The sequence below is a fragment of the Erwinia sp. MMLR14_017 genome (genome assembly GCF_033657285.1).
Lineage (GTDB): Bacteria > Pseudomonadota > Gammaproteobacteria > Enterobacterales > Enterobacteriaceae > Erwinia.
The window spans coordinates 402,781-424,459 of the sequence record NZ_JAWVWP010000003.1 but is presented as its reverse complement, the minus strand read 5'-3'; the positions used below and the strand labels follow the sequence as shown (position 1 = coordinate 424,459).

Below are 21,679 nucleotides of genomic sequence, written 5' to 3'. Positions count from 1 at the left end.
GATTACTCTCCTGTGGTGCGTGCCGCGGCCTGAGCCACATCCAGATACTGCGGAGCCACCGCCCCGGCAAAGCGGCGCTGATGAGCGGCCTGTTGGGCAGAAGCGCAGCCCTGCTCACCCAGGAACTTCACCTGCTCCTCTTCCCACACGGCATCCAGCGCAGCGGGCGTATCGTCACGAGCCTCTTTCTCTATTTGCTGCCTGAGCGATTCCGCCTCCACGCCGCTTGCGGAAAGCGCAATCAGCGCCTCAAACAGCAGCGCATAAGGCGTACCGCGCTGTTGTAAGCGCGCGGCCAGCAGCGCCAGAATCGGGGCAATATCCTGCAAACCGCCACGCGCCCGCTCAGCGGAACCGCTGCCAAGATACTCCAGGTAGAGCGGCAGATAGTCCGGCAGCTCTTTTGAGTCCAGCTCCAGGCCGTCGGCGCGGTACTGATCCAGCAGATCGACCATCGCCTGCCCGCGATCGCGGGATTCACCATGGACATGTTCAAACAGTAGCAGTGAGGTGGCGCGGCCACGGTCAAACAGCTCGCAGTACTCAGCCTGCACGTCCAGCAGAGGACGTGCGCAGAAGGTTTCAATAAATGCTGTCAGACGAGCAACCTGCTCCGGCGCAAGCTCCGGCACGCTTTGTAGCACTTCAACCAGTTCGGCATGGTGGTCAAAAAGATCCTGATCCGGGTAATCCAGCAGGCGGCCAATAACGCGTAAAACGATCATGAGCGATCCTCCTGTGGAGGCGTTTTGCGGCCAATATCAATGGCATCGATCCGGCGGCTGTTGAACAGGTTGAATTTACTGTCGCTGCCGTGGCAGCCATCGCCGAAGCTGAAGCCGCAGCCTTTGCTCTCGGGGAAAGCTTCCCGCGCCAGCTCACGATGGCTGGAGGGCACCACAAAACGATCTTCGTAGTTGGCGATCGCCAGATAGCGATACATCTCCTGCGCCTGCGCCTCCGTTAAGCCCACCTGTTCAAGGGCGCGGATATCGATCTGCCCTTCTACCGTCTCCGCCCGCTTGTAGTGACGCATCGCCAGCATACGTTTCAGCGCCAGTAGCACTGGCGCGGTATCGCCAGCAGTCAGCAGGTTTGCCAGATACTGCACCGGAATGCGCAGGCTTTCGACATCCGGCAGCACGCCGCTGTGGCCAAGTTGACCTGCATCGGCAACGGACTGGATGGGTGATAAAGGTGGCACATACCAGACCATCGGCAGCGTGCGATATTCCGGGTGCAGCGGTAAGGCGAGCTTCCACTCCATCGCCATTTTATAGACCGGCGACTGCTGCGCGGCGTCAATCACGCTTTGCGGGATACCTTCTGCCAGCGCCTGTTCAATTACCGCCGGGTCATGAGGGTCGAGGAAGATCTCCAACTGACGCTGATAGAGATCCTGTTCGTTCTCCGCTGAGGCGGCCTGTTCAATACGATCGGCGTCATATAGCAGCACGCCGAGATAACGGATACGGCCCACGCAGGTTTCCGAACAAACGGTGGGCTGGCCCGCTTCGATACGCGGATAACAGAAGATGCATTTCTCTGACTTGCCGCTCTTCCAGTTAAAGTAGATCTTTTTGTAAGGGCAGCCGGTCAGGCACATACGCCAGCCACGGCATTTATCCTGATCGATCAGCACGATACCATCTTCGCCGCGCTTATAGATGGCACCGCTTGGGCAGGTCGCCACGCAGGCGGGATTCAGGCAGTGTTCACACAGGCGCGGCAGGTACATCATGAAGGTGTTTTCAAACTGCCCGTACATCTCTTTCTGGATGTTGTCGAAGTTCTTGTCCGCCGAGCGTTTAGAGAACTCTCCGCCCAGGATCTCTTCCCAGTTCGGGCCATTCTCAATCTTCTTCATGCGCTGGCCGGTAATCAGCGAGCGAGGACGAGCAATGGGCTGATGCTTACCTGCCGGTGCGGTGTGCAAGTTCTGATAGTCGAAATCAAAGGGTTCGTAATAATCATCCAGCGCTGGCACATCCGGGTTGGCAAAAATCTTCGACAGCAAACCAACGCGGTTACCCATGCGCGGCTCCAGCTTGCCGTTAATTTTGCGGATCCAGCCGCCTTTCCATTTCTGCTGATCCTCCCAGGCATGGGGATATCCCACCCCTGGTTTACTCTCTACGTTGTTGAACCAGGCATACTCCATCCCTTCCCGGCTGGTCCAGACGTTTTTACAGGTCACGGAACAGGTATGGCATCCGATGCATTTGTCCAGGTTCAGCACCATGCCGACTTGCGAACGAATTTTCATGGCTGACTCTCCTGCTGGCTGCCCTGGCAATCGTCGGTGCCTTCACCGTCTAACCAGTTAATGTTGTTCATTTTTCTGACAATCACGAACTCGTCGCGGTTGGAGCCGACGGTGCCGTAGTAGTTGAAGCCATATGACTGCTGCGCATAGCCGCCGATCATATGGGTAGGTTTCGGACAGGTACGGGTGACGGAATTATGAATACCGCCGCGCTGGCTGGTGATTTCTGAGCCAGGTATGTTCACGATGCGCTCCTGCGCGTGATACATCATGGTCATGCCAGCCGGAACACGCTGGCTGACTACCGCGCGGGCGGTCAGCGCACCGTTGGCGTTAAACGCTTCAATCCAGTCGTTATCCGCAATGCCTAACTCTTTCGCATCCTCTTCGCTCATCCAGACAATCGGACCGCCGCGTGACAGCGTCAGCATCAGCAGGTTGTCGCTGTAGGTGGAGTGAATGCCCCATTTCTGGTGCGGCGTCAGGAAATTCAGCGCCTTCTCCGGGTTGCCGTTAGGCTTCTGGTTTAGAAACGGTTTTGCCGCGCGGGTATCGATTGGCGGACGGTAGACCAGCAGGCTCTCGCCGAAGGCACGCATCCACTCATGATCCTGATAGAGCTGCTGGCGACCGCTGAGCGTGCGCCACGGGATCAGCTCATGCACGTTGGTGTAGCAGGCGTTATAAGAGACGTGCTCATCTTCCAGGCCTGACCAGGTCGGGCTGGAGATAATTTTGCGCGGCTGCGCCTGAATATCGCGGAAGCGGATCTTCTCATCCTCTTTATTCAGCGCCAGATGGGTATGGTCCCGTCCGGTGATAGCGCTCAGCGCCTGCCAGGCTTTTACCGCTACCTGACCGTTGGTTTCGGGCGCCAGCGACAGGATCACTTCCGCGGCATCAATTGCCGTAGAGATATTTGGTCGGCCTGCTGCCGGGCCATCCGCCTTAACGTAGTTAAGCTGCTTGAGGAAATCGACCTCAGTCTGGGTATTCCAGCTGATGCCTTTCCCGCCGTTGCCGAGCTTGTCCAGCAGCGGGCCGAGGGAGGTGAATCGCTCGAAGGTGGCCGGGTAATCACGCTCCACCACTATGATGTGCGGCGCCGTTTTTCCTGGGATCAGCTCGCATTCCCCTTTTTTCCACTCTTTTACGCCAAACGGCTGTGCCAGCTCTGCCGGAGAGTCATGCTGTACCGGCAGCGTCACCACGTCCGTCTCCTGGCCCAGGTGGCCCACGCAGAGTTCAGAGAAGGTTTTGGCGATACCTTTATAGATTTCCCAGTCGCTTTTCGACTCCCAGGCAGGATCGACCGCCGCGGAGAGCGGATGAATGAACGGATGCATATCCGAGGTGTTCATATCGTCTTTTTCATACCAGGTAGCGGTCGGCAGTACGATATCGGAATAGAGGCAGGTACTGGACATGCGGAAGTCCAGCGTGACCACCAGGTCCAGCTTGCCTTCGCCGCCCCTCTCCTGCCACTCAACCTCTTCCGGCATCACACCGCCCTGCACGCCCAGGTCTTTGCCCTGAATACCGTTCTCGGTGCCCAGCAGATATTTGAGCATGTACTCATGCCCTTTACCGGAGGAGCCAAGCAGGTTGGAACGCCAGATAAACATGTTTCTCGGGAAGTTCTGCGGATTATCCGGCTGTTCGGCGGCAAACCGCAGCGAGCCGTTTTTCAGGCTTTCAACGGTGAAGTCAACGGGCGAGAGGCCAGCCGCCCGGGCTTTTGCTGCCAGCTGCAGCGGATTAGTATTCAGCTGCGGTGCGGAAGGCAGCCAGCCCATGCGTTCGGAGCGCACGTTAAAATCAATCAGGCTGCCGCTGTAGCGGGTTTTATCCGCCAGCGGCGAGAGCAGCTCTTCGGTAGTGACCGCCTCATAGCGCCACTGGCTGGAGTGGTTATAGAAGAACGAAGTGCTGTTCATATGACGGGGCGGACGCTGCCAGTCGAGGGCGAACGCCAGCGGGGTCCAGCCGGTTTGCGGACGTAGTTTCTCCTGACCAACGTAGTGCGCCCAGCCGCCGCCGCTCTGTCCAACGCAGCCGCAGAACACCAGCATGTTGATCAGGCCACGGTAGTTCATATCCATGTGATACCAGTGGTTCATCCCGGCACCCACGATAATCATTGAACGGCCACGGGTAGTTTCCGCATTTTGCGCAAACTCACGGGCAATACGAACGATGTTCTGCCGCGATACGCCGGTGATCTGCTCTGCCCATGCCGGGCTGTAAGCCTTCACTTCGTCGTAATTTTTCGCGCAGTTATCATCTTCCAGCCCGCGATCCAGCCCGTAGTTTGCCAGCGTCAGGTCATAGACGCTGGTCACCACGCCTTCGCTGCCATCGGCCAGCCTGATGCGTTTCACCGGCAGCTTGTGCAGCAGGATCTCTTCCAGTGCCACACTGTTGAAGTTTTCACTGGTGATGCCGCCAAAATAGGGGAAGCCGACCTCAACCACCTCGTCGTGGTTCCCCAGCAGGCTGAGCTGAAGCTCCACTTCCTGCTGCGTATTGCCTTCACGGGATTCCAGGTTCCATTTACCCTGTTCGCCCCAGCGGAAACCGATCGATCCCTGCGGTGCCACCAGTTCACCATCGGCCTGGTTAATCGCCACAGTTTTCCATTCAGGATTATTTTCCTGGCCCAGCCCGTCCACCAGATCGCTGGCGCGGAGCTGGCGACCGGCGGCGTAAAAACCGCCCTCACGCGGCTCCAGCAGCACCAGCATCGGCATATCGGTGTAGCGGCGTACGTAGTCGCGGAAATAAGGCACTTCGCGATCGAGGTGGAACTCTTTCAGCATTACGTGGCCCATCGCCAGCGCCATCGCGCTGTCGGTGCCCTGCTTCGGATTGAGCCACTGGTCGCAGAGCTTGGCCACTTCGGCATAATCTGGGGTGATCGCTACCGTTTTGGTGCCTTTGTACCGGACTTCGGTAAAGAAGTGCGCATCTGGCGTACGGGTCTGCGGCACATTCGAGCCCCAGGCGATGATGTAGGAAGAGTTATACCAGTCGGCCGATTCCGGCACATCGGTCTGCTCGCCCCAGGTCATTGGCGAGGCGGGCGGCAGGTCACAATACCAGTCGTAAAAACTCAGGCAGGCACCGCCAATCAGTGACAGGTAGCGGGCGCCTGCGGCATAGGAAACCATCGACATTGCCGGGATCGGTGAGAAGCCCACAATGCGATCCGGGCCGAAGGTTTTGGCCGTGTAGATATTGGAGGCGGCAATCAGTTCGTTGACTTCCTGCCAGCTTGAACGAACAAAGCCACCGCGCCCACGGGCCACCTTGTAGCTTTTCGCCTTCTCCGGATCGCTGACGATAGATCCCCAGGCCACCACCGGATCGCTGTGTTCCGCCTTCGCTTCACGCCAGAGCTTAATCAGTTTTTTGCGCATCAGCGGATATTTCAGACGGTTGGCGCTGTAGAGATACCAGGAGTAGCTGGCACCGCGTGGGCAGCCGCGTGGCTCATGGTTTGGCAAATCGGGGCGGGTGCGGGGATAGTCGGTCTGCTGAGTTTCCCAGGTGACCAGACCATTTTTTACGTAAATTTTCCAGCTACAGGAACCGGTGCAGTTCACCCCATGGGTGGAGCGCACAATTTTGTCGTGCTGCCAGCGGCTGCGGTAGCCATCTTCCCAGTCACGATTGGTGTTGAGAGTCTGGCCATGATTGCCAGAAAAAGGTTCCGCCAGCTGTTTGAAGTAGCGAAACCTGTCGAGAAACTTGCTCATCCGGAATTCTCCTGAAGGCTTGATTATGTTTATAGGGACGACATTGCTTAATCTGCAAGCAGGGTACTGATGCGTCGGAGATTGCAGATTGATAACGATCAACAGTCAGCGGTGGAGAAGCTGAGGGTTTTTATCGGGTTACCCCTTAAGGAGTAGCGGGAGTTTTATGAATAACTTTATGAATAAAAAAGGGAATCCCGCTTTACCGCTCTTTTTCCAGCCGCTTTTTTCACACGCTGGCTCTTAAGAGGTAGAAGGGTTCAGCCCGCCGTGGCGGGCTGAACATCAGGCTGCTTTCTTACGTCCATACACCAGCCAGGTGATCGCTACGCAGAGCAGGTAAAACGCCAGGAACACTTTCATTGCGCCTGCTGGTGAGCCGGTCATCGCCAGCGACATACCGAACATTTGCGGAATAAAAAAGCCGCCAGCGGCACCAATGGCAGAAATAAAGCCCAGCGCAGCAGAGGTTTCGGTTACGGCTTCGTGCTGCGCGGCGGCATCGCTTCCACCCTCTGCCTTTACGCGCTCCAGCGTATTTTTGCGGAAAATTACCGCAATCATCTGAAAGGTCGATCCGCTGCCTAACCCGGCATTGATAAACAGCACCATAAAGACGCTGTAGAACGCGATAAACGAGCCAGCCTGTCCCTCTCCCGGCAGCGTCATAAACAGCAGGCCGCTGAAGAAGGTCATCACAATAAAGTTGAGCAGGGTGACGCGTACGCCGCCAAACTTGTCGGAGAGCATGCCGCCTGCAGAACGCGCCAGCGCCCCCAAAAATGGTCCAAAGAAGGCATATTTCAGGATTACGATGTCAGGAAACTGGGTTTTGGAGAGCATGGCAAATCCGGCAGAGAAGCCGATGAAAGAGCCAAACGTCGCCAGATAGAGCACCGCCATAATCCACAGATGAGGCCGCTTCAGTACCGGTAGCTGCTCACGCAGGGAGGATTTTGACGAGGCGAGATCGTTCATGCCAAACCAGGCCAGCAGCGTCCCCACAATCAGGAAAGGCACCCAGAGCCAGGCCGCATTTTCCAGCCAGATGACCTCGCCATTGGCTGCGGTTTGCGCGCCGCCGCCGAAGGCGCTGAAGATGCCGAAGGAGATAGCCAGCGGCGCAAAGAACTGCATCACGCTGACGCCAAGATTCCCCAGGCCACCGTTGATTCCCAGCGCGCCGCCCTGCCTGGCCCGGGGGAAAAAGAAGCTGATATTGCCCATGCTGGAGGCAAAATTCGCTCCGGCACAGCCGCACATCAGGGCAATAATCACAAAGATGGAGAACGGCGTGCGGGTATCCTGCACGGCGAAGCCCAGCCACAGGCAGGGGATCAGCAGAATAGCGGTGCTGAAAGCGGTCCAGCGCCGTCCGCCGAAGATAGGAATAACAAAAGAGTAGGGCACGCGAAGCAGCGCGCAGGCCACCGAAGGCAACGCGGTCAACAGGAAGAGTTGTTCCGTGGTAAAGTTAAAACCCACTTTATTGAGGTTAACGGCAACCGCACTGAACAGCATCCAGACGCAGAAAGCCAGCAGCAGACAGAAAACGGAAATCCACAAATTACGGCTGGCAATTCGTTTGCCGCGCTGCTGCCAGAATTCGGCGTTTTCAGGCTGCCACTCCTGGATAACCGTCCCGCCTTTCAGGGGTATAGAAGAAGTTTGTGACATTTTGGGGTTCTCATCGACATAAGGATATTGCCGACATCCTGCTTATCCCCGGTTCGTCTGAGGTTGATGCAAATCAACGAGAGGCCAGGTAATTTCTCTGTCTGGCACCACCGGGTGCCTTAAGAGGTAGAGGAAAGAGATAAAGCAACTCATTGTTTATTAGTAAATTTTTTATCTCTTCGCTGAACTATACTTAGCCATTAGTGCAGTGCAGAAATAAATGATTACCCCTTAAGTAGTATAGGGATCGTCCTGGCAATCCGTAGAATAGCGCCGGTACCCTTTTCCACCCGCAAGCCATTCACTACAGTCAGAAGGATCAACGCCGTGAAAGAAGAAGCCGCCACTATATTACTGATTGACGATCACCCGATGCTGCGCAACGGGGTAAAACAGCTGATAGAGCTGGATGACCGTTTACAGGTGGTGGCGGAAGCGGGCAACGGCACGCAGGGGGTTGCGCTGGCGGGCGAGCACGATCCGGATCTGATCTTGCTGGACTTAAACATGCCCGGCATGAACGGGCTGGATACGCTGGTGCAGCTGCGGACGATCGAGCTTTCCGGCCGTATCGTGGTGTTCAGCGTCTCCAATCACGAGGATGATGTGGTGAATGCCCTGAAGCGCGGCGCCGATGGCTATCTGCTGAAGGATATGGAACCAGAAGAGCTGTTGAAATCACTGCATCAGGCCGCTGCGGGACAGATGGTGCTGAGCGAAACATTAACCAACGTGCTGGTGGCCAGCCTGCGGGAAAACCGTCCCACGGAGGAGCGTGATATTGAGCAGCTCACCCGCCGCGAACGCGATATTCTGAAACTCATTACTCAGGGGATGACCAATAAAGCGATCGCCCGTAAGCTCTCAATTACCGAAAGCACTGTTAAGGTACACGTTAAGCATCTGCTGAAAAAAATGAAGCTTAAATCCCGTGTGGAAGCTGCCGTCTGGGCTTTACAGAGCGGGCATGAATAACAGTTTGTGAAATAATCCCTGCCAGAATTAATTTCTGCTCTGGAAATGAATATTGCTATTTAGTTCATTGATTCTAATTTAAAAATGCTACCGGCCTGATTTATCCCATTGCGCTTACCATCATATAAGTCCCCCACCCTGCCAACACCACTAAAGCCAGCGCGCACAAGACATAAGCCGCTATTCGTCTCAAACTGTATACACCCACGTTAAACCCCTTTCAATTATTCATCTGAAGTTAAACATACCCGGTTTTTCTAAATGTAACTTAAACAGAGTTAATTCTGTTTACCCCGCAAGGCGTAAATTTATACAGCGTTGTTTCCGATCAATCCCCTCAGGCAACAGGTCTATTACTCTGCGCACAATTTCATCAATACCCTTAATTTATCCTTGTGGAGAAACACCTTGCCGAATATTACCTGTCACACCAATAAATATACTTCCCCTTCCGGATCGGAGAAAAAACCCTGGCAGCTGTCGACAGAAGAAATAGTAGAAATAACAGAGAGCCGGAAGGCCGGGCTTAGCCAGGCAGAGGCGGACGCTCGCCTTGCTGAATACGGCCCCAACACGCTGCCACAGCACAAGGGTAAGCCAGCCTGGCTGCGCTTTCTGGCCCATTTTCACGACGTGCTGATTTATGTCCTGCTGGCCGCTGCGTTGCTGACAGCAGTGATGGGCCACTGGATTGATACGCTGGTGATCCTTGGTGTGGCGGTGATTAACGCGCTGATTGGTCACATTCAGGAAAGTAACGCAGAAAAATCACTGAAAAGCATCGCTACCATGCTCTCCAGCGAAACGGTGGCGATCCGGGAGGGCAGCCATCAGACACTCTCTGCCGCCACCCTTGTGCCTGGCGATATTGTAGTCTTGCGTGCGGGCGATCGCGTGCCGGCCGATTTACGTCTTATTGAAGCCCATAATCTGCGGGCTGAGGAGGCTATCCTCACCGGCGAATCCACAGTTGTCGAGAAAACTACGGCGGCGCTGAGCGGCGACCTTCCCCTTGCCGATCGTAAGAATATGCTGTTTTCCGGCACTATGCTCAGCGCGGGCAGCGGCACTGGCGTAGTGACGGCGACAGGCGGCAACACTGAGCTGGGGCACATCAATCAGATGATTGCTTCCGTCACCAAAAACCGCACGCCGCTGTTACAGCAGATGGACAAACTGGGTAAAGGGATTTCGGCGATCATTTTTGTGATGATGATAGCCCTGTTTATCTTCAGCCTGATGATGCGCGATATGCCGCTGGGCGAATTGCTGCTTTCGCTGATAAGCCTGGCCGTAGCGGCGGTACCGGAAGGGTTGCCTGCCATTATCTCTATCATTCTTTCGCTGGGCGTGCAGACGCTGGCGCGCAAAGGGGCCATTATCCGCAAGCTGCCCACAGTAGAAACGTTGGGTGCAATGACCGTTGTCTGTTCCGATAAAACCGGCACGCTGACGCTGAACGAGATGACGGTGAAGGCGGTGATCACTGCCGAAGCCTGCTACCGCGTGGAAGGAAACAGCTATGAGCCGGTTGGCAACATTTATCTTCAGGGCAGTGACAGCCCGGTCACGCTGCAACCCGGCAGCGTGCTTGAGCGCTATCTGCGCACGCTGGATTTATGCAATGAGAGCCAGCTGACGCGTAACGATGAGAACCAGTGGGTGCTGACCGGGGGCCCGACCGAAGGGGCGCTGAAGGTACTGGCAGCAAAAGCAAACTTGTCACCGGTGGCCGTACGCCCGATCGACAAAATCCCTTTCGATTCACAATACAAATATATGGCAACCCGCCATGAAATTGGGCATGAGCAGCAAATCCTGATTACGGGTGCGCCAGATGTCCTGTTTACATTGTGTCAGCAGCAGCAGACCGAAGCGGGTCAGCAACCTTTTGACCGCCACTACTGGGAAGATCACATTGTTTCTCATGCCCGTGAAGGCTTACGGATGGTAGCGGCCGCCTGGAAGCCAGCACCGTCAGATAGCGCGCCTCTCACGCACGGACATTTGCAGGAGGGGTTAATCTTTCTGGGTATTGCCGGAATGATGGACCCTCCCCGTCCGGAGGCGATTGACGCTATCAAAATCTGCCAGCAGGCCGGTATCCGGGTGAAGATGATCACTGGCGACCACCAGCAAACGGCGATGAGCATTGGGCAGATGCTTGGCATAGGCAACAGCCACCAGGCGATTACGGGTACCGAACTGGAAAAAATGGACGACGGGCAGCTGACGGAAGCGGCGGTGAAATTTGATATTTTCGCCCGCACCAGCCCGGAACATAAGCTGCGTCTGGTGAAAGCCCTGCAACAGCAAGGGGAAATCGTGGGCATGACCGGCGATGGCGTTAACGATGCGCCAGCCCTTAAGCAGGCCGACGTCGGCATCGCGATGGGCATCAAAGGCACCGAGGTGACCAAAGAGGCGGCGGATATGGTGCTGACCGATGATAATTTCGCCACGCTGGCCAGCGCGGTAAAAGAGGGGCGCCGCGTCTATGACAATCTGAAGAAAACCATTCTGTTTATAATGCCTACCAATCTGGCACAGGGTCTGCTGATTATTATTGCGCTGCTGGCGGGTAATCTTATCCCGCTGACGCCGGTGCTGATCCTGTGGATGAACATGGCCACTTCCGCCACCCTCTCCTTTGGCCTGGCGTTTGAGCCTGCAGAAAACAACATTATGAAGCGGCCTCCCCGTAACGTCGCTCAGTCGGTAATGGATGGCTTCGCCCTCTGGCGTGTGGGCTTTGTCGGCCTGTTAATAGCGATCAGCGCTTTTGTGCTGGAAGCCTGGCTGCAACCACGCGGCCACAGCCCGGAGTTTATCCGCACCGTTCTGCTGCAGATGCTGGTAACGGCGCAGTGGGTCTACATGCTGAACTGCCGTCGTACCGATGGCTTCTCTCTGGACAAAAGCTTGCTGCGTAATAAAGGGGTCTGGCTGGTCAGCGGCCTGCTGCTGCTGCTCCAGTTGGCAATCATTTACCTGCCCTTTATGCAGATGCTGTTCGGCACCGAAGGACTCCCGCTGCGTTACTGGGGTGTCACCTTCGCCGTCGGGGCGCTGCTGTTCCTGATTGTTGAACTGGAAAAGCCCCTTACCCGCCGTTTCCGTCGGCAGTAAGGCCCGCAGACGCCCGAAAGGGCGTCCCTTTACCCAACTATCCGGAACACCTCCATGAACGCAATCTTCAGAATCTCCGCACTGACGCTGGTCATCGCATTCGGCTGGCCCGCGCTCGGGCTGGCCGCACAACCTGTGCAGGTGGAACGCATCACAGAGAGCATGCAGGCCAGCGAACGTCGCCTGCCCGGCCGCACAGAAGCCGTACACCATGTGGCGCTGCAAAGCCGCATCGAAGGCGTAATTACTCAGGTTCATTTTCGTGACGGGCAACAGGTGCAAAAAGGGCAACTGCTCTACGAGCTGGACCCGGCCGAATACCGTGCCAGTCTTGCGCTGGCTCAGGCTGAACTACGCAGTAGCGAAGCCACACTGCGGCAAGCTCAACAACTGCTGGACCGCTATCAGCGCCTGAAAAATTCTCAGGCCCTCAGCCAGCATGATCTCGATAATGCCCGCATGCAGCGGGATATTGCCCGCGCGGCAGTTGACCAGGCGAAGGCGCGGATCAAGACCAGAGAGATCCAGCTGAGTTACACCCGCATCCTCTCCCCAATCACTGGACGCGTGGGCCAGAGCCAGTTTCATGTTGGCAGTCCGATCGCGCCCGCCAGCGGCACGCTGGTAGAGATCGTCCAGCTTGATCCAATACGTATCGCCTTTGCCATTGAGGAACATAGGTTCTTCCAGAAAGCAGGGCAGCACCCGGATATCAGTGAACTGAAAAAGGCCTGGACGCCGGAGGTGGATCTGGCAGGACAGCGTGAACCTGGTGTTCTGGTGTCGGTAGATAACAAAATCGATCCGCGCACGGGCAGCGTTACGCTGCGTGGCGAGTTCGCTAACCCTCAGCAACGCCTGCTGCCCGGCGGCAGTATCGATGTTTATCTGCGGTCAACCAGGCCGAAGCCGATGCTTCTTATCCCCGCCAGCGCACTGATGCAGGACGCGCAGGGTTATTTCTGCTGGCGAGTCAATGACAACCAGCTTGTCGAACAGCGCCGCATCACCACAGGCAGCCAGCTGGGGCAATATTATCAGGTTCTGTCGGGCGTAGAAGCGAACGATCGGGTGGTGGTCAAAGGGGTGCAGCGACTGCGTTCCGGGGCCAGCGTGACGGTGACAGAGTAATGAGGAACCAACCATGCTGACATTTTTCCTCACCCGCCCGCGCTTCGCGATGGTGCTGGCGCTGCTGCTGACCCTGACCGGTGCGCTGGCGTTAAAGGTGATCCCGGTCGAACAATATCCGCAGATCACGCCGCCCGTTATCTCTGTTACCGCCACCTGGCCCGGAGCCAGCGCCAGCGATGTGGCAGAAGCAATAGCCGCGCCGCTGGAAACGCAGATCAACGGCGTGGACCATATGCTCTATATGGCCTCCACCAGCTCAGATGAAGGCACTTACAATCTGACGCTGACCTTTGCTGCCGGAACCGATGCGGATCTGGCAGCGGTCGATGTGCAAAACCGCGTGGCACAGGCGGTTGCGCAGCTTCCGGCTGATGTGCAGGCGCTGGGTGTGCAGGTACGCAAACGCGCCACTAACCTGATGCTGGGCGTGACTCTTTTCTCGCCCGGACAGACGCACGATCAGCTGTTTATCAGCAACTACGCCAGTACGCTGGTGCGTGATACGCTGGCTCGTCTCCCCGGTGTGGGGCAAGTGCAGATGTTTGGCGCACGGGACTACAGTATGCGCATCTGGCTGCGGCCGGAGAGGATGAACGCGCTGGATATCACTTCTGAAGAGATCAACCAGGCGCTGCGCCAGCAAAACGTACAGGGCGCAGCAGGGCAAATCGGCACACCGCCACAGTTCAGCGGCCAGCAACAGACGCTGACCCTGAACGGCATGGGTCGCCTGAACAGCGCAGAAGCGTTCAGGCAGATCGTCGTTCGCAGCTCGCCAACCGGACAACTGGTTCGTCTGGGCGACATCGCGACAATTGAACTGGGCGCGCGCAGCTATCACTCCAGCGCAAAACTTAACGGCACAGAATCGGCCTATCTCGCCATCTACCCGACGCCGGATGCCAACGCGCTGACCGTAGCGAAAGAGGTACGCGCCGAGCTAAAACAGCTGGCTCTCCGTTTCCCGCAGGATCTGAAGTGGGAGATCAAATTCGATACCACACAATTTGTCTCTGCCACGCTGAAAGAGATTGGCTGGTCGCTGGCGATTACGCTGCTGATTGTGGTGGCCGTGGTTTCGCTGTTTTTACAGAGCTGGCGGGCGACGTTTATCGTCTCCATGGCTATCCCCGCCTCACTGATTGGCACTTTCGCCCTGCTCTACGCATTTGGTTACAGCGCCAATACCCTCAGCCTGTTCGCCATCATTCTTGCGTTAACCATGGTGGTGGATGACGCCATTGTGGTGGTGGAAAATGTGGAAGATCTGATGGCCAGCGGCCACGACAGATTCAGCGCCACGGCAGAAGCTCTGCGCCAGATTGCCGGACCCATTATAGCCACTACGCTGGTGCTGCTGGCCGTGTTTATCCCGATTGCGCTGTTGCCTGGCATCGTAGGTGAACTGTACCGGCAGTTTGCCGTCACTCTTTCCTGTGCAGTCACGCTGTCGAGCCTTATCGCATTAACGCTGACGCCCGCATTGTGCGCAGTGATGCTGCGTCCCCGCCCGCGCCAGCCCGCCGCGCTGTTCCGCCTGTTTAATCAGGGATTAGAGGCAGTCAGGCTGGGTTACGGCCGGGCGATTTCACGGATCAATCAACGTCCGTTGATAGCCGTTATCGCCACCTCTCTTGCCGCTTGCGTGGTGGCTTACAGCTTTATATCGATGCCGAAGGGCTTTCTGCCGGAAGAAGACCAGGGCTACTTTTTTGCCAACGTTCAGTTGCCGGATGCGGCATCTCTTGAACGCACCGAAACCGCGATGGAACAAGCACGGCAGGTGCTGGCGAGCGACCCTGCGGTGGAGGATGTCATTATGGTGTCGGGCTTTGACATCCTCAGCGGCACTTCCTCCTCAAACGTGGGCTTTATGTCGGTGATGCTCAAACCTTGGGAAAGCAGAGCGCCGGTGGATCAGGTGATGGCCAGGCTGAACCTGAAATTGTTACAGGTCAACAGTGCAACCATCATGACCTTTGCCCCGCCGACGCTGCCGGGCCTGGGCAGTGCCGCCGGTTTTGATCTCCGCTTGCAGTCCTACCAGGGAGACTCTTCTGCAGAGCTGGAACAGGTGGCCCGAACCGTGCTGCTAAAAGCTAATCAGCATCCTCAGCTTCAGGCGGTGTTTACGCCCTGGAGCAGCCAGGTTCCGCAACTTCGCCTCACCGTAGATCGTGACCGTGCTGCCCAGCTTGACGTGCCCGTCGCGCGTATTTTCAGTAACCTGCAGACGGCCTTCGGCGGCACCCAGGCTGGCGACTTTACGCTGAATAATCGCCTCTACCATGTAGTGATGCAGAACGAAATGAGCTGGCGCGAACGTGCCGATCAGGTCAGCGACCTCTACGTCCGCAGCAACAGTGGCGAGCGCGTCAGGCTGAGCAGTCTGGTCACGCTGACACCCACCGTCGGCGCACCCTATCTGAACCAGTATAATCAGTTCCCGTCAGTAGCCATCAGCGGCTCCGCTGCTAACGGCGCCAGCAGCAGCACAGCAATGAATGTGATGGAAGATATCCTGAACGAATCATTGCCCGAGGGGTATGGCTACGCCTGGTCCGGCTTGTCGCTTCAGGAGCAGCAGTCGGGTAATCAGGCTTTGTGGATTATCGTGGCGGCTATAACCATTGCCTGGCTGTTCCTGGTTGCGCAGTACGAGAGCTGGACGCTGCCTGCCAGCGTGATGCTTTCCGTGCTCTTCGCGCTGGGAGGCGCCCTGCTGTGGCTGTGGCTGGCCGGTTTTGCCAATGACATCTATGTGCAGATAGGCCTGGTGCTGCTGATTGCGCTGGCAGCTAAAAACGCCATTCTGATCGTGGAATTTGCCAGGACGCTGCGCGGGCAAGGGCTGAGCATTGCCGATGCCGCGCGACAGGCCGCCACTCAGCGCTTCCGGGCCGTGATGATGACAGCCGTGTCGTTTATTATCGGCGTCATTCCCATTATGTTTGCCACGGGAGCAGGTGCACAAAGCCGGATCATTATTGGCACCACGGTGTTCAGCGGCATGCTGGTTGCCACGATAGTCGGCATGCTGTTTATTCCGGGGCTATTTGTATGCTGCCAGCGCCTCAGGGAGTGGGCGCATGGGCTGATGAAATAAAAGCTGGTGTCGGCAATCAGCCGGAAGCCTTTCGTTTTTTTGGTCAGTTTGCGAAGCGCTTCCGGCTTTTGCTGGGACAGCCTTTTACTCGCTGCGTTAATATAGAGGCCGCTGAACGACCTTAATGCAAGTTGCGCCATTATCTTATATTCAATGGACTGGAAAAGAAGACCTGCTAATGGCCACAGATAACCCGTCTACCATCCCCCTGTGATGCAGCAGTACTTTTATCTAACCATTAACGAATTGATATAAAATCATAAATTCAGTTTTTATTGGGTTCTGCTTTAGTGATGGGAAAGATTTTTGGGGAAAATAGAACTTCGAGGTCTGTACAGAAGACGTAGAAAGCCTAATCTGAAAAGACACCCAAAAATTACATTGGTTATTTACTCGCCGCCACTCGATAGGTACACTATTTACAGGGATTTACAACAATATAAGGAAAAGAACATGGCAATTCCGGGAAATATGTGGATTTACGATGATGGCGGCGCACTCATTAAAGGTGGCTGTGACGTAGCAGGAAGGGAATTCAGCATTGAGTTCAAAGGATTTCACCATAACCTTTCAATTCCCACTGATAACGCCACAGGCAAACCCACCGGATCCCGCCAACACTCGCCTATGCTCATTATCAAAGAGTTCGACTATTCCAGTCCCTACCTCTACAAAGCTGTTGCCACGGGTCAGAACCTGAAATCCGCTGAGATAAAATGGTATAAAATTAACGATGCTGGTCAGGAAGTCGAATATTTCAACATGCTGCTTGAAGGTGTTCGGATTGTCTCAATATCTCCAACAATGGCATCGCCAGAAGACAAAAATAACAACCACCTTGAATCCGTTGAGTTGCGTTATGAAAAGATCACCTGGAAGCACTGTGACGGAAACATAATCTACGCTGATGCATGGAATGACCGACAGACCGCGTAATAGGTGATGAAATGGATACGACCGAAGAGTTAAATGGAACGTACTTCTACCATGGAGCAAGCAATCTATCTCCGGGTGAACTTTTCGATGTTATTTTCCTTGAACAATTTTGTGATGAACTTGGTATTGGTATTGAATCAGGTGCTGCAATCCTTGCCGGACAACCATGGCTAAAAACCAGAACGAAGCCGGGAGAGGCAATAAAAGGCACAAGTGTTATATCTAAATATGGAAGAATGCTTCTGAGAGAGGCACGAACTCCATTTGGCATCAGAGTTCCTACCCCCGTAGGCTTTAAGATGCAAAAGACCAACAAACTTGCCGCAGTTATCGCTCGTTATGTTCCCTGGTTAGGCTGGATTGGACTTGTGAACTCAATTTACCAAGTATCAAGAAGAACTCAGGCAAAATACAACCTGATAGCCCGTCCCAAAGATCGCATACAATGGACATCCTTTTAATGAAAAGTATTCAAGACCAAGTTTTAGACTTATTTAAAGAAGAGATATCAACCTGTTTAGATAGAAACTGGAAAGAAATTCCTCTGGAACTTGACTATGATTTATTTGATGCTCCCGGCGATGACTTACATGAGGTATTGGATAAATTTGAGAAACAATTCAACGTGGATTTATCTGGTGTAAATTGGTCGTGCTATTTCCCCTGGGAAAACACACCGTTAATACAACGGTGGTTCAAATTAAAACGTGAGGATGTAGAGAGAACCCGCAAGCCATTAACCGTGAAAATGTTTGCCGAATCAGCGAAAGCTGGAAAATGGCTGTATGACTGAATATATTCAGTAACGAGATAACAAAAGGTGAAAGACTCAGAATTTTAAGTAAGTCGATAGCCTGACCAGATAACTGGACATAACGCTCTATCCCAGTCTTGGTTTCTCGCAGATGAATAGTGCCATTATCAAGATCCACATCATCCCAGACCATGTTGCAGACCTCACCTGTTCGGCACCCAGTCCAGAGCGTCAGCCTTAGCACGTTTTTGATCGTTGGCGTATAAACGGAGGAGAGTTCACGAAATAGATTACCTGCCTGAACTTTGGCACCGCGTTCAATCACTCCATTAACCAGTTCGACGATATCTTTACGAGTGATTTCTACTGCAACGCGCGCGCCTGGTTTGCAACCGCATCATTCTCCAAAGTACGTCGCACTTCCTTTTACCCTTTCTTTTTACGCGCTCCTGGAATGATTTTCCCATCAGCACTTTTTCGATCTTCTATCCGTTCAGTCAGGTACAGCTCAACCAACCCTTCAACCGTCAGCGCTGCCGCTTTCGGTTTTTGACTCTCTTCGAATAACCGTTGCTTCTCTTCTTTCAGCTCAGTTGCCGGACCTCGCTCCTCACTTCTGATTAGTATGAGTTCTTGCAACTTCATACCTGCCATTGCAAGTAAAGTTTGCGGGAAGCTTCCAATTTTTACCTGTGACAGCTTATTGGTCGCTGGGCTAGTATAGCGGTAGAAAAAGGTCTTGATACCCGAAGCGCCGCAGGTCACACGCAAGCCCCGGTTTTCAACCGTGTCGGCCTTGTTTTTGTCCATGGGCTTCATCATTTCGGTAGCTTTGGATGACAAAGGTTTGCCTGCTGGTTTATCTGTCATATAAGATCCATTTTATGCCTAACCACTTGATTTAATAAGGTAGAAATCCAGCTTTTCTTTCCGGGTGTAGGTTGTGCATTTATTTAGTGAAGTTATACCCTAACCTCCATAACAACCTACGCTTCGACATACATTTACAAGCATGTTTTGGTGATTTTTTATGAGACAGCGTGATACTTAATGATAATAACTAAAATCACAATTTACTTTAAATTCAATGGAATAATAAAATTATGTCTATGACTGACAAAGAGAATCTGGTTCCGCACACCCCTATGATGCAGCAGTACCTTCGTCTGAAGGCGGAACATCCGGAAATCCTGCTGTTTTACCGGATGGGGGATTTCTACGAGCTGTTCTATGACGACGCCAAACGAGCCTCGCAACTGCTGGATATCTCTCTAACCAAACGTGGCGCATCGGCCGGGGAACCGATTCCGATGGCTGGGGTGCCCTATCATGCCGTAGAAAATTACCTGGCGAAGCTGGTTCAGCTGGGTGAGTCCGTGGCTATCTGTGAGCAGATTGGCGATCCGGCGCTGAGCAAAGGGCCGGTAGAGCGCAAAGTGGTGCGCATTGTCACGCCTGGCACCATCAGCGATGAAGCGCTGTTGCAGGAGCGTCAGGATAACCTGCTGGCGGCTATCTGGCAGGGACCGCGCGGCTTTGGTTTCGCCACGCTGGATATCAGTTCCGGTCGTTTCCGCCTGGCAGAACCGACCGATCTGGAGACGATGGCGGCCGAGCTGACCCGCTCCAACCCGGCGGAACTGCTCTATTCTGAAGATTTCGCCGCCATGTCGCTGATTGAAAACCGGCGTGGGCTGCGGCGGCGTCCGCTGTGGGAATTTGAGGTTGAAACCGCGCGCCAGCAGCTGAATATGCAGTTTGGCACCCGCGATCTCTCAGGTTTTGGCGTTGAGCAGGCGCATCATGCACTGCGGGCGGCGGGCTGCCTGCTGCAATATGTGAAGGACACACAGCGCACTTCCCTGCCGCATATCCGCTCGCTGACCATGGAGCGCCAGCAGGATGGCATCATTATGGACGCGGCGACCCGCCGTAACCTGGAGATTACCCAGAACCTGGCCGGCGGGATTGAAAACACGCTGGCTTCCGTGCTGGATAAAACCGTCACGCCAATGGGCAGCCGGATGCTGAAGCGCTGGCTGCATATGCCGGTGCGTGATATCAAAACGCTGGAAAACCGACAGCAGAGTATTGGCGCCCTGCAGGATTTCACTGCGGAAATTTCGCCGCTGCTGCGTCAGGTTGGCGATCTGGAACGTATTCTGGCCCGTCTGGCGCTGAGAACCGCACGTCCGCGCGATTTGGCCCGTATGCGCCATGCGTTCCAGCAGCTGCCGCCGCTGGATGCGCTGCTGACTGACGTCGCCACGCCGCATCTGCAAACGCTGCGTAAGCAGATGGGGCAGTTTGACGAACTGCGAGAGCTGCTTGAAAAAGCGATCATCGATTCCCCGCCAGTGCTGGTTCGTGACGGTGGCGTCATCGCCCCTGGCTATCACCAGGAGCTGGACGAATGGCGGGCATTAGCGGACGGCGCTACCGACTATCTCGACCAGCTTGAGATCCGCGAGCGTGAAAAACTGGGGCTGGATACCTTAAAAGTCGGCTTCAACGCGGTGCATGGTTACTATATTCAGGTGAGTCGCGGGCAGAGCCACCGCGTGCCCATCAACTACGTCCGCAGGCAGACGCTGAAAAACGTCGAGCGCTATATTATTCCCGAACTGAAAGAGTATGAAGACAAAGTTCTCACTTCTAAGGGAAAAGCGCTGGCGCTGGAAAAAATGCTCTATGAGCAGCTGTTTGACCTGCTGCTGCCGCATCTGGAGGCGTTGCAGCTCAGCGCGGCCGCGCTGGCTGAGCTTGATGTGCTGGTCAATCTGGCCGAGCGCGCCTGGACGCTGAACTACACCTGCCCAACGCTAACCGATAAGCCAGGCATCAAACTGGTCGGCGGCCGTCACCCGGTTGTTGAGCAGGTGTTAAAAGAGCCCTTTATCGCCAACCCGCTGTCGCTTTCACCACAGCGTCGGATGCTGGTGATCACCGGTCCCAATATGGGCGGTAAAAGCACCTATATGCGTCAGGCGGCGCTGATTACGCTGCTGGCCTACATCGGCAGCTATGTGCCAGCTGAACAGGCAACGCTGGGGCCGATTGACCGCATTTTCACCCGCGTGGGTGCGGCAGACGATCTGGCGTCGGGCCGCTCAACCTTTATGGTAGAGATGACCGAAACGGCCAATATTCTGCACAACGCCACTGAACAGAGCCTGGTGCTGATGGATGAAATCGGGCGGGGTACCTCAACCTATGACGGCCTGTCGCTGGCCTGGGCCTGTGCCGAGAGCCTGGCAAACCGCATTAAAGCGATGACGCTGTTTGCCACCCACTACTTTGAGCTGACCACGCTGCCAGAGAAGATGGAGGGCGTGGTTAACGTTCACCTGGATGCCATTGAGCACGGCGACACTATCGCCTTTATGCACAGCGTGCAGGATGGCGCGGCAAGCAAAAGTTACGGCCTGGCCGTGGCGGCGCTGGCAGGGGTACCCAAAGAGGTGATCAAACGTGCACGGCAGAAGCTCAAAGAGCTGGAGACGCTGTCAGGCAGCGCGGCCAGCACCTCTGCGGATGGCCCGCAGCTGCCGCTGCTGGTAGAAGAGACCTCTCCTGCCGTAGAGGCGCTTGAGGCGCTGGATGCCGATTCGCTCTCTCCACGGCAGGCGCTTGAGTGGATCTATCGCCTGAAAACGATGCTGTAGCCTGAGATGCGCTTGCCGCGTGCCCCTCATCCGGCAAGCTTGCTCCAGCCACAACCCGCTGTTCACAAGCAGTAAGTAAGGCTACAGCCTGAAAATCCCCCTCTTTTAACCGAAAGGCCAGGGAGGGAAGGCAGTTATTAAAAAAACGGCGGCCCTCAGGTCCGCCGTTTTTTTGCACCACTATCCCGGCAGCTGCACTTTTCCGGTGAGTCTCACGCATTACAACGGCTCACTTCCTTTGATCGTCCCTGAGCTTATCTCTCTCCTCCCTCTTCTTCT

12 protein-coding genes and 1 pseudogene are annotated in these 21,679 nt (G+C 55.2%); 8 read left to right on the top strand and 5 right to left on the bottom strand.

Annotation, left to right across the window (positions count from 1 at the left end; translation table 11 throughout):
* Positions 1-2: 2 nt before the first annotated feature.
* The 4 genes from narJ to SD961_RS07365 all read right to left on the bottom strand — a co-directional run bounded on the left by narJ (position 3) and on the right by SD961_RS07365 (position 7,701).
* Positions 3-725, bottom strand: coding sequence for a nitrate reductase molybdenum cofactor assembly chaperone (gene narJ, locus SD961_RS07380; protein WP_318789735.1), 723 nt, complete (start codon positions 723-725; stop codon positions 3-5).
* Positions 722-2,266 (bottom strand): nitrate reductase subunit beta, encoded by a 1,545-nt coding sequence (gene narH, locus SD961_RS07375; RefSeq protein WP_318789733.1) that lies wholly within the window; start codon positions 2,264-2,266, stop codon positions 722-724. The genes narJ and narH overlap by 4 nt, the downstream gene beginning before the upstream one ends.
* Complete coding sequence (locus tag SD961_RS07370) at positions 2,263-6,024, bottom strand: nitrate reductase subunit alpha (RefSeq protein ID WP_318789732.1); 3,762 nt, start codon at positions 6,022-6,024, stop codon at positions 2,263-2,265. Before SD961_RS07370 ends, narH begins: the two co-directional genes overlap by 4 nt.
* A gap of 285 nt (positions 6,025-6,309) precedes the next feature.
* Positions 6,310-7,701: a NarK family nitrate/nitrite MFS transporter gene (locus SD961_RS07365; RefSeq protein WP_318789731.1), complete on the bottom strand. Its 1,392-nt coding sequence runs from the start codon at positions 7,699-7,701 to the stop codon at positions 6,310-6,312.
* A 327-nt stretch (positions 7,702-8,028) separates the two neighbouring features.
* Between SD961_RS07365 and narL the strand changes: the two genes are divergently transcribed.
* From narL to SD961_RS07330, 7 genes are all read left to right on the top strand, one after another.
* Positions 8,029-8,676: a two-component system response regulator NarL gene (narL, locus tag SD961_RS07360; protein ID WP_318789730.1), complete on the top strand. Its 648-nt coding sequence runs from the start codon at positions 8,029-8,031 to the stop codon at positions 8,674-8,676.
* A 477-nt stretch (positions 8,677-9,153) separates the two neighbouring features.
* Positions 9,154-11,805, top strand: a complete 2,652-nt coding sequence (locus SD961_RS07355) for a cation-transporting P-type ATPase (RefSeq protein ID WP_412916663.1) — start codon at positions 9,154-9,156, stop codon at positions 11,803-11,805.
* 54 nt (positions 11,806-11,859) lie between these two features.
* Positions 11,860-12,936 (top strand): efflux RND transporter periplasmic adaptor subunit, encoded by a 1,077-nt coding sequence (locus SD961_RS07350; RefSeq protein ID WP_318789729.1) that lies wholly within the window; start codon positions 11,860-11,862, stop codon positions 12,934-12,936.
* A gap of 13 nt (positions 12,937-12,949) precedes the next feature.
* Positions 12,950-16,045 carry an efflux RND transporter permease subunit gene (locus SD961_RS07345; protein ID WP_318789728.1) on the top strand — a complete coding sequence of 1,032 codons (3,096 nt, stop codon included), beginning with the start codon at positions 12,950-12,952 and terminating at the stop codon, positions 16,043-16,045.
* Positions 16,046-16,498: 453 nt separating this feature from the next.
* Complete coding sequence (locus SD961_RS07340; protein ID WP_318789727.1) at positions 16,499-16,981, top strand: Hcp family type VI secretion system effector; 483 nt, start codon at positions 16,499-16,501, stop codon at positions 16,979-16,981.
* 11 nt (positions 16,982-16,992) lie between these two features.
* Entirely contained in the window at positions 16,993-17,442 is a 450-nt protein-coding gene (locus SD961_RS07335) for an STM2901 family protein (protein ID WP_318789726.1), read from the top strand.
* Positions 17,427-17,774 (top strand): DUF1493 family protein, encoded by a 348-nt coding sequence (locus tag SD961_RS07330; protein WP_318789725.1) that lies wholly within the window; start codon positions 17,427-17,429, stop codon positions 17,772-17,774. The genes SD961_RS07335 and SD961_RS07330 overlap by 16 nt, the downstream gene beginning before the upstream one ends.
* 28 nt (positions 17,775-17,802) lie before the next feature.
* On the opposite strand, the pseudogene SD961_RS07325 reads toward SD961_RS07330, so the two are convergent.
* A pseudogene (locus SD961_RS07325) lies at positions 17,803-18,605 on the bottom strand (tyrosine-type recombinase/integrase); the annotation flags it as partial.
* Between the two features lie 233 nt (positions 18,606-18,838).
* Between SD961_RS07325 and mutS the strand changes: the two are divergent.
* Positions 18,839-21,400: a DNA mismatch repair protein MutS gene (gene mutS, locus SD961_RS07320; protein WP_318789724.1), complete on the top strand. Its 2,562-nt coding sequence runs from the start codon at positions 18,839-18,841 to the stop codon at positions 21,398-21,400.
* Positions 21,401-21,679 lie beyond the last annotated feature (279 nt).

Coding starts and splice junctions, on each gene's coding strand:
- narJ (WP_318789735.1), bottom strand. CDS start 725: ATGATCGTTTTACGCGTTATTGGCCGCCTGCTGGATTACCCGGATCAG.
- narH (WP_318789733.1), bottom strand. CDS start 2,266: ATGAAAATTCGTTCGCAAGTCGGCATGGTGCTGAACCTGGACAAATGC.
- SD961_RS07370 (WP_318789732.1), bottom strand. CDS start 6,024: ATGAGCAAGTTTCTCGACAGGTTTCGCTACTTCAAACAGCTGGCGGAA.
- SD961_RS07365 (WP_318789731.1), bottom strand. CDS start 7,701: ATGTCACAAACTTCTTCTATACCCCTGAAAGGCGGGACGGTTATCCAG.
- SD961_RS07350 (WP_318789729.1), top strand. CDS start 11,860: ATGAACGCAATCTTCAGAATCTCCGCACTGACGCTGGTCATCGCATTC.
- SD961_RS07345 (WP_318789728.1), top strand. CDS start 12,950: ATGCTGACATTTTTCCTCACCCGCCCGCGCTTCGCGATGGTGCTGGCG.
- SD961_RS07340 (WP_318789727.1), top strand. CDS start 16,499: ATGGCAATTCCGGGAAATATGTGGATTTACGATGATGGCGGCGCACTC.
- SD961_RS07335 (WP_318789726.1), top strand. CDS start 16,993: ATGGATACGACCGAAGAGTTAAATGGAACGTACTTCTACCATGGAGCA.
- SD961_RS07330 (WP_318789725.1), top strand. CDS start 17,427: ATGGACATCCTTTTAATGAAAAGTATTCAAGACCAAGTTTTAGACTTA.
- mutS (WP_318789724.1), top strand. CDS start 18,839: ATGTCTATGACTGACAAAGAGAATCTGGTTCCGCACACCCCTATGATG.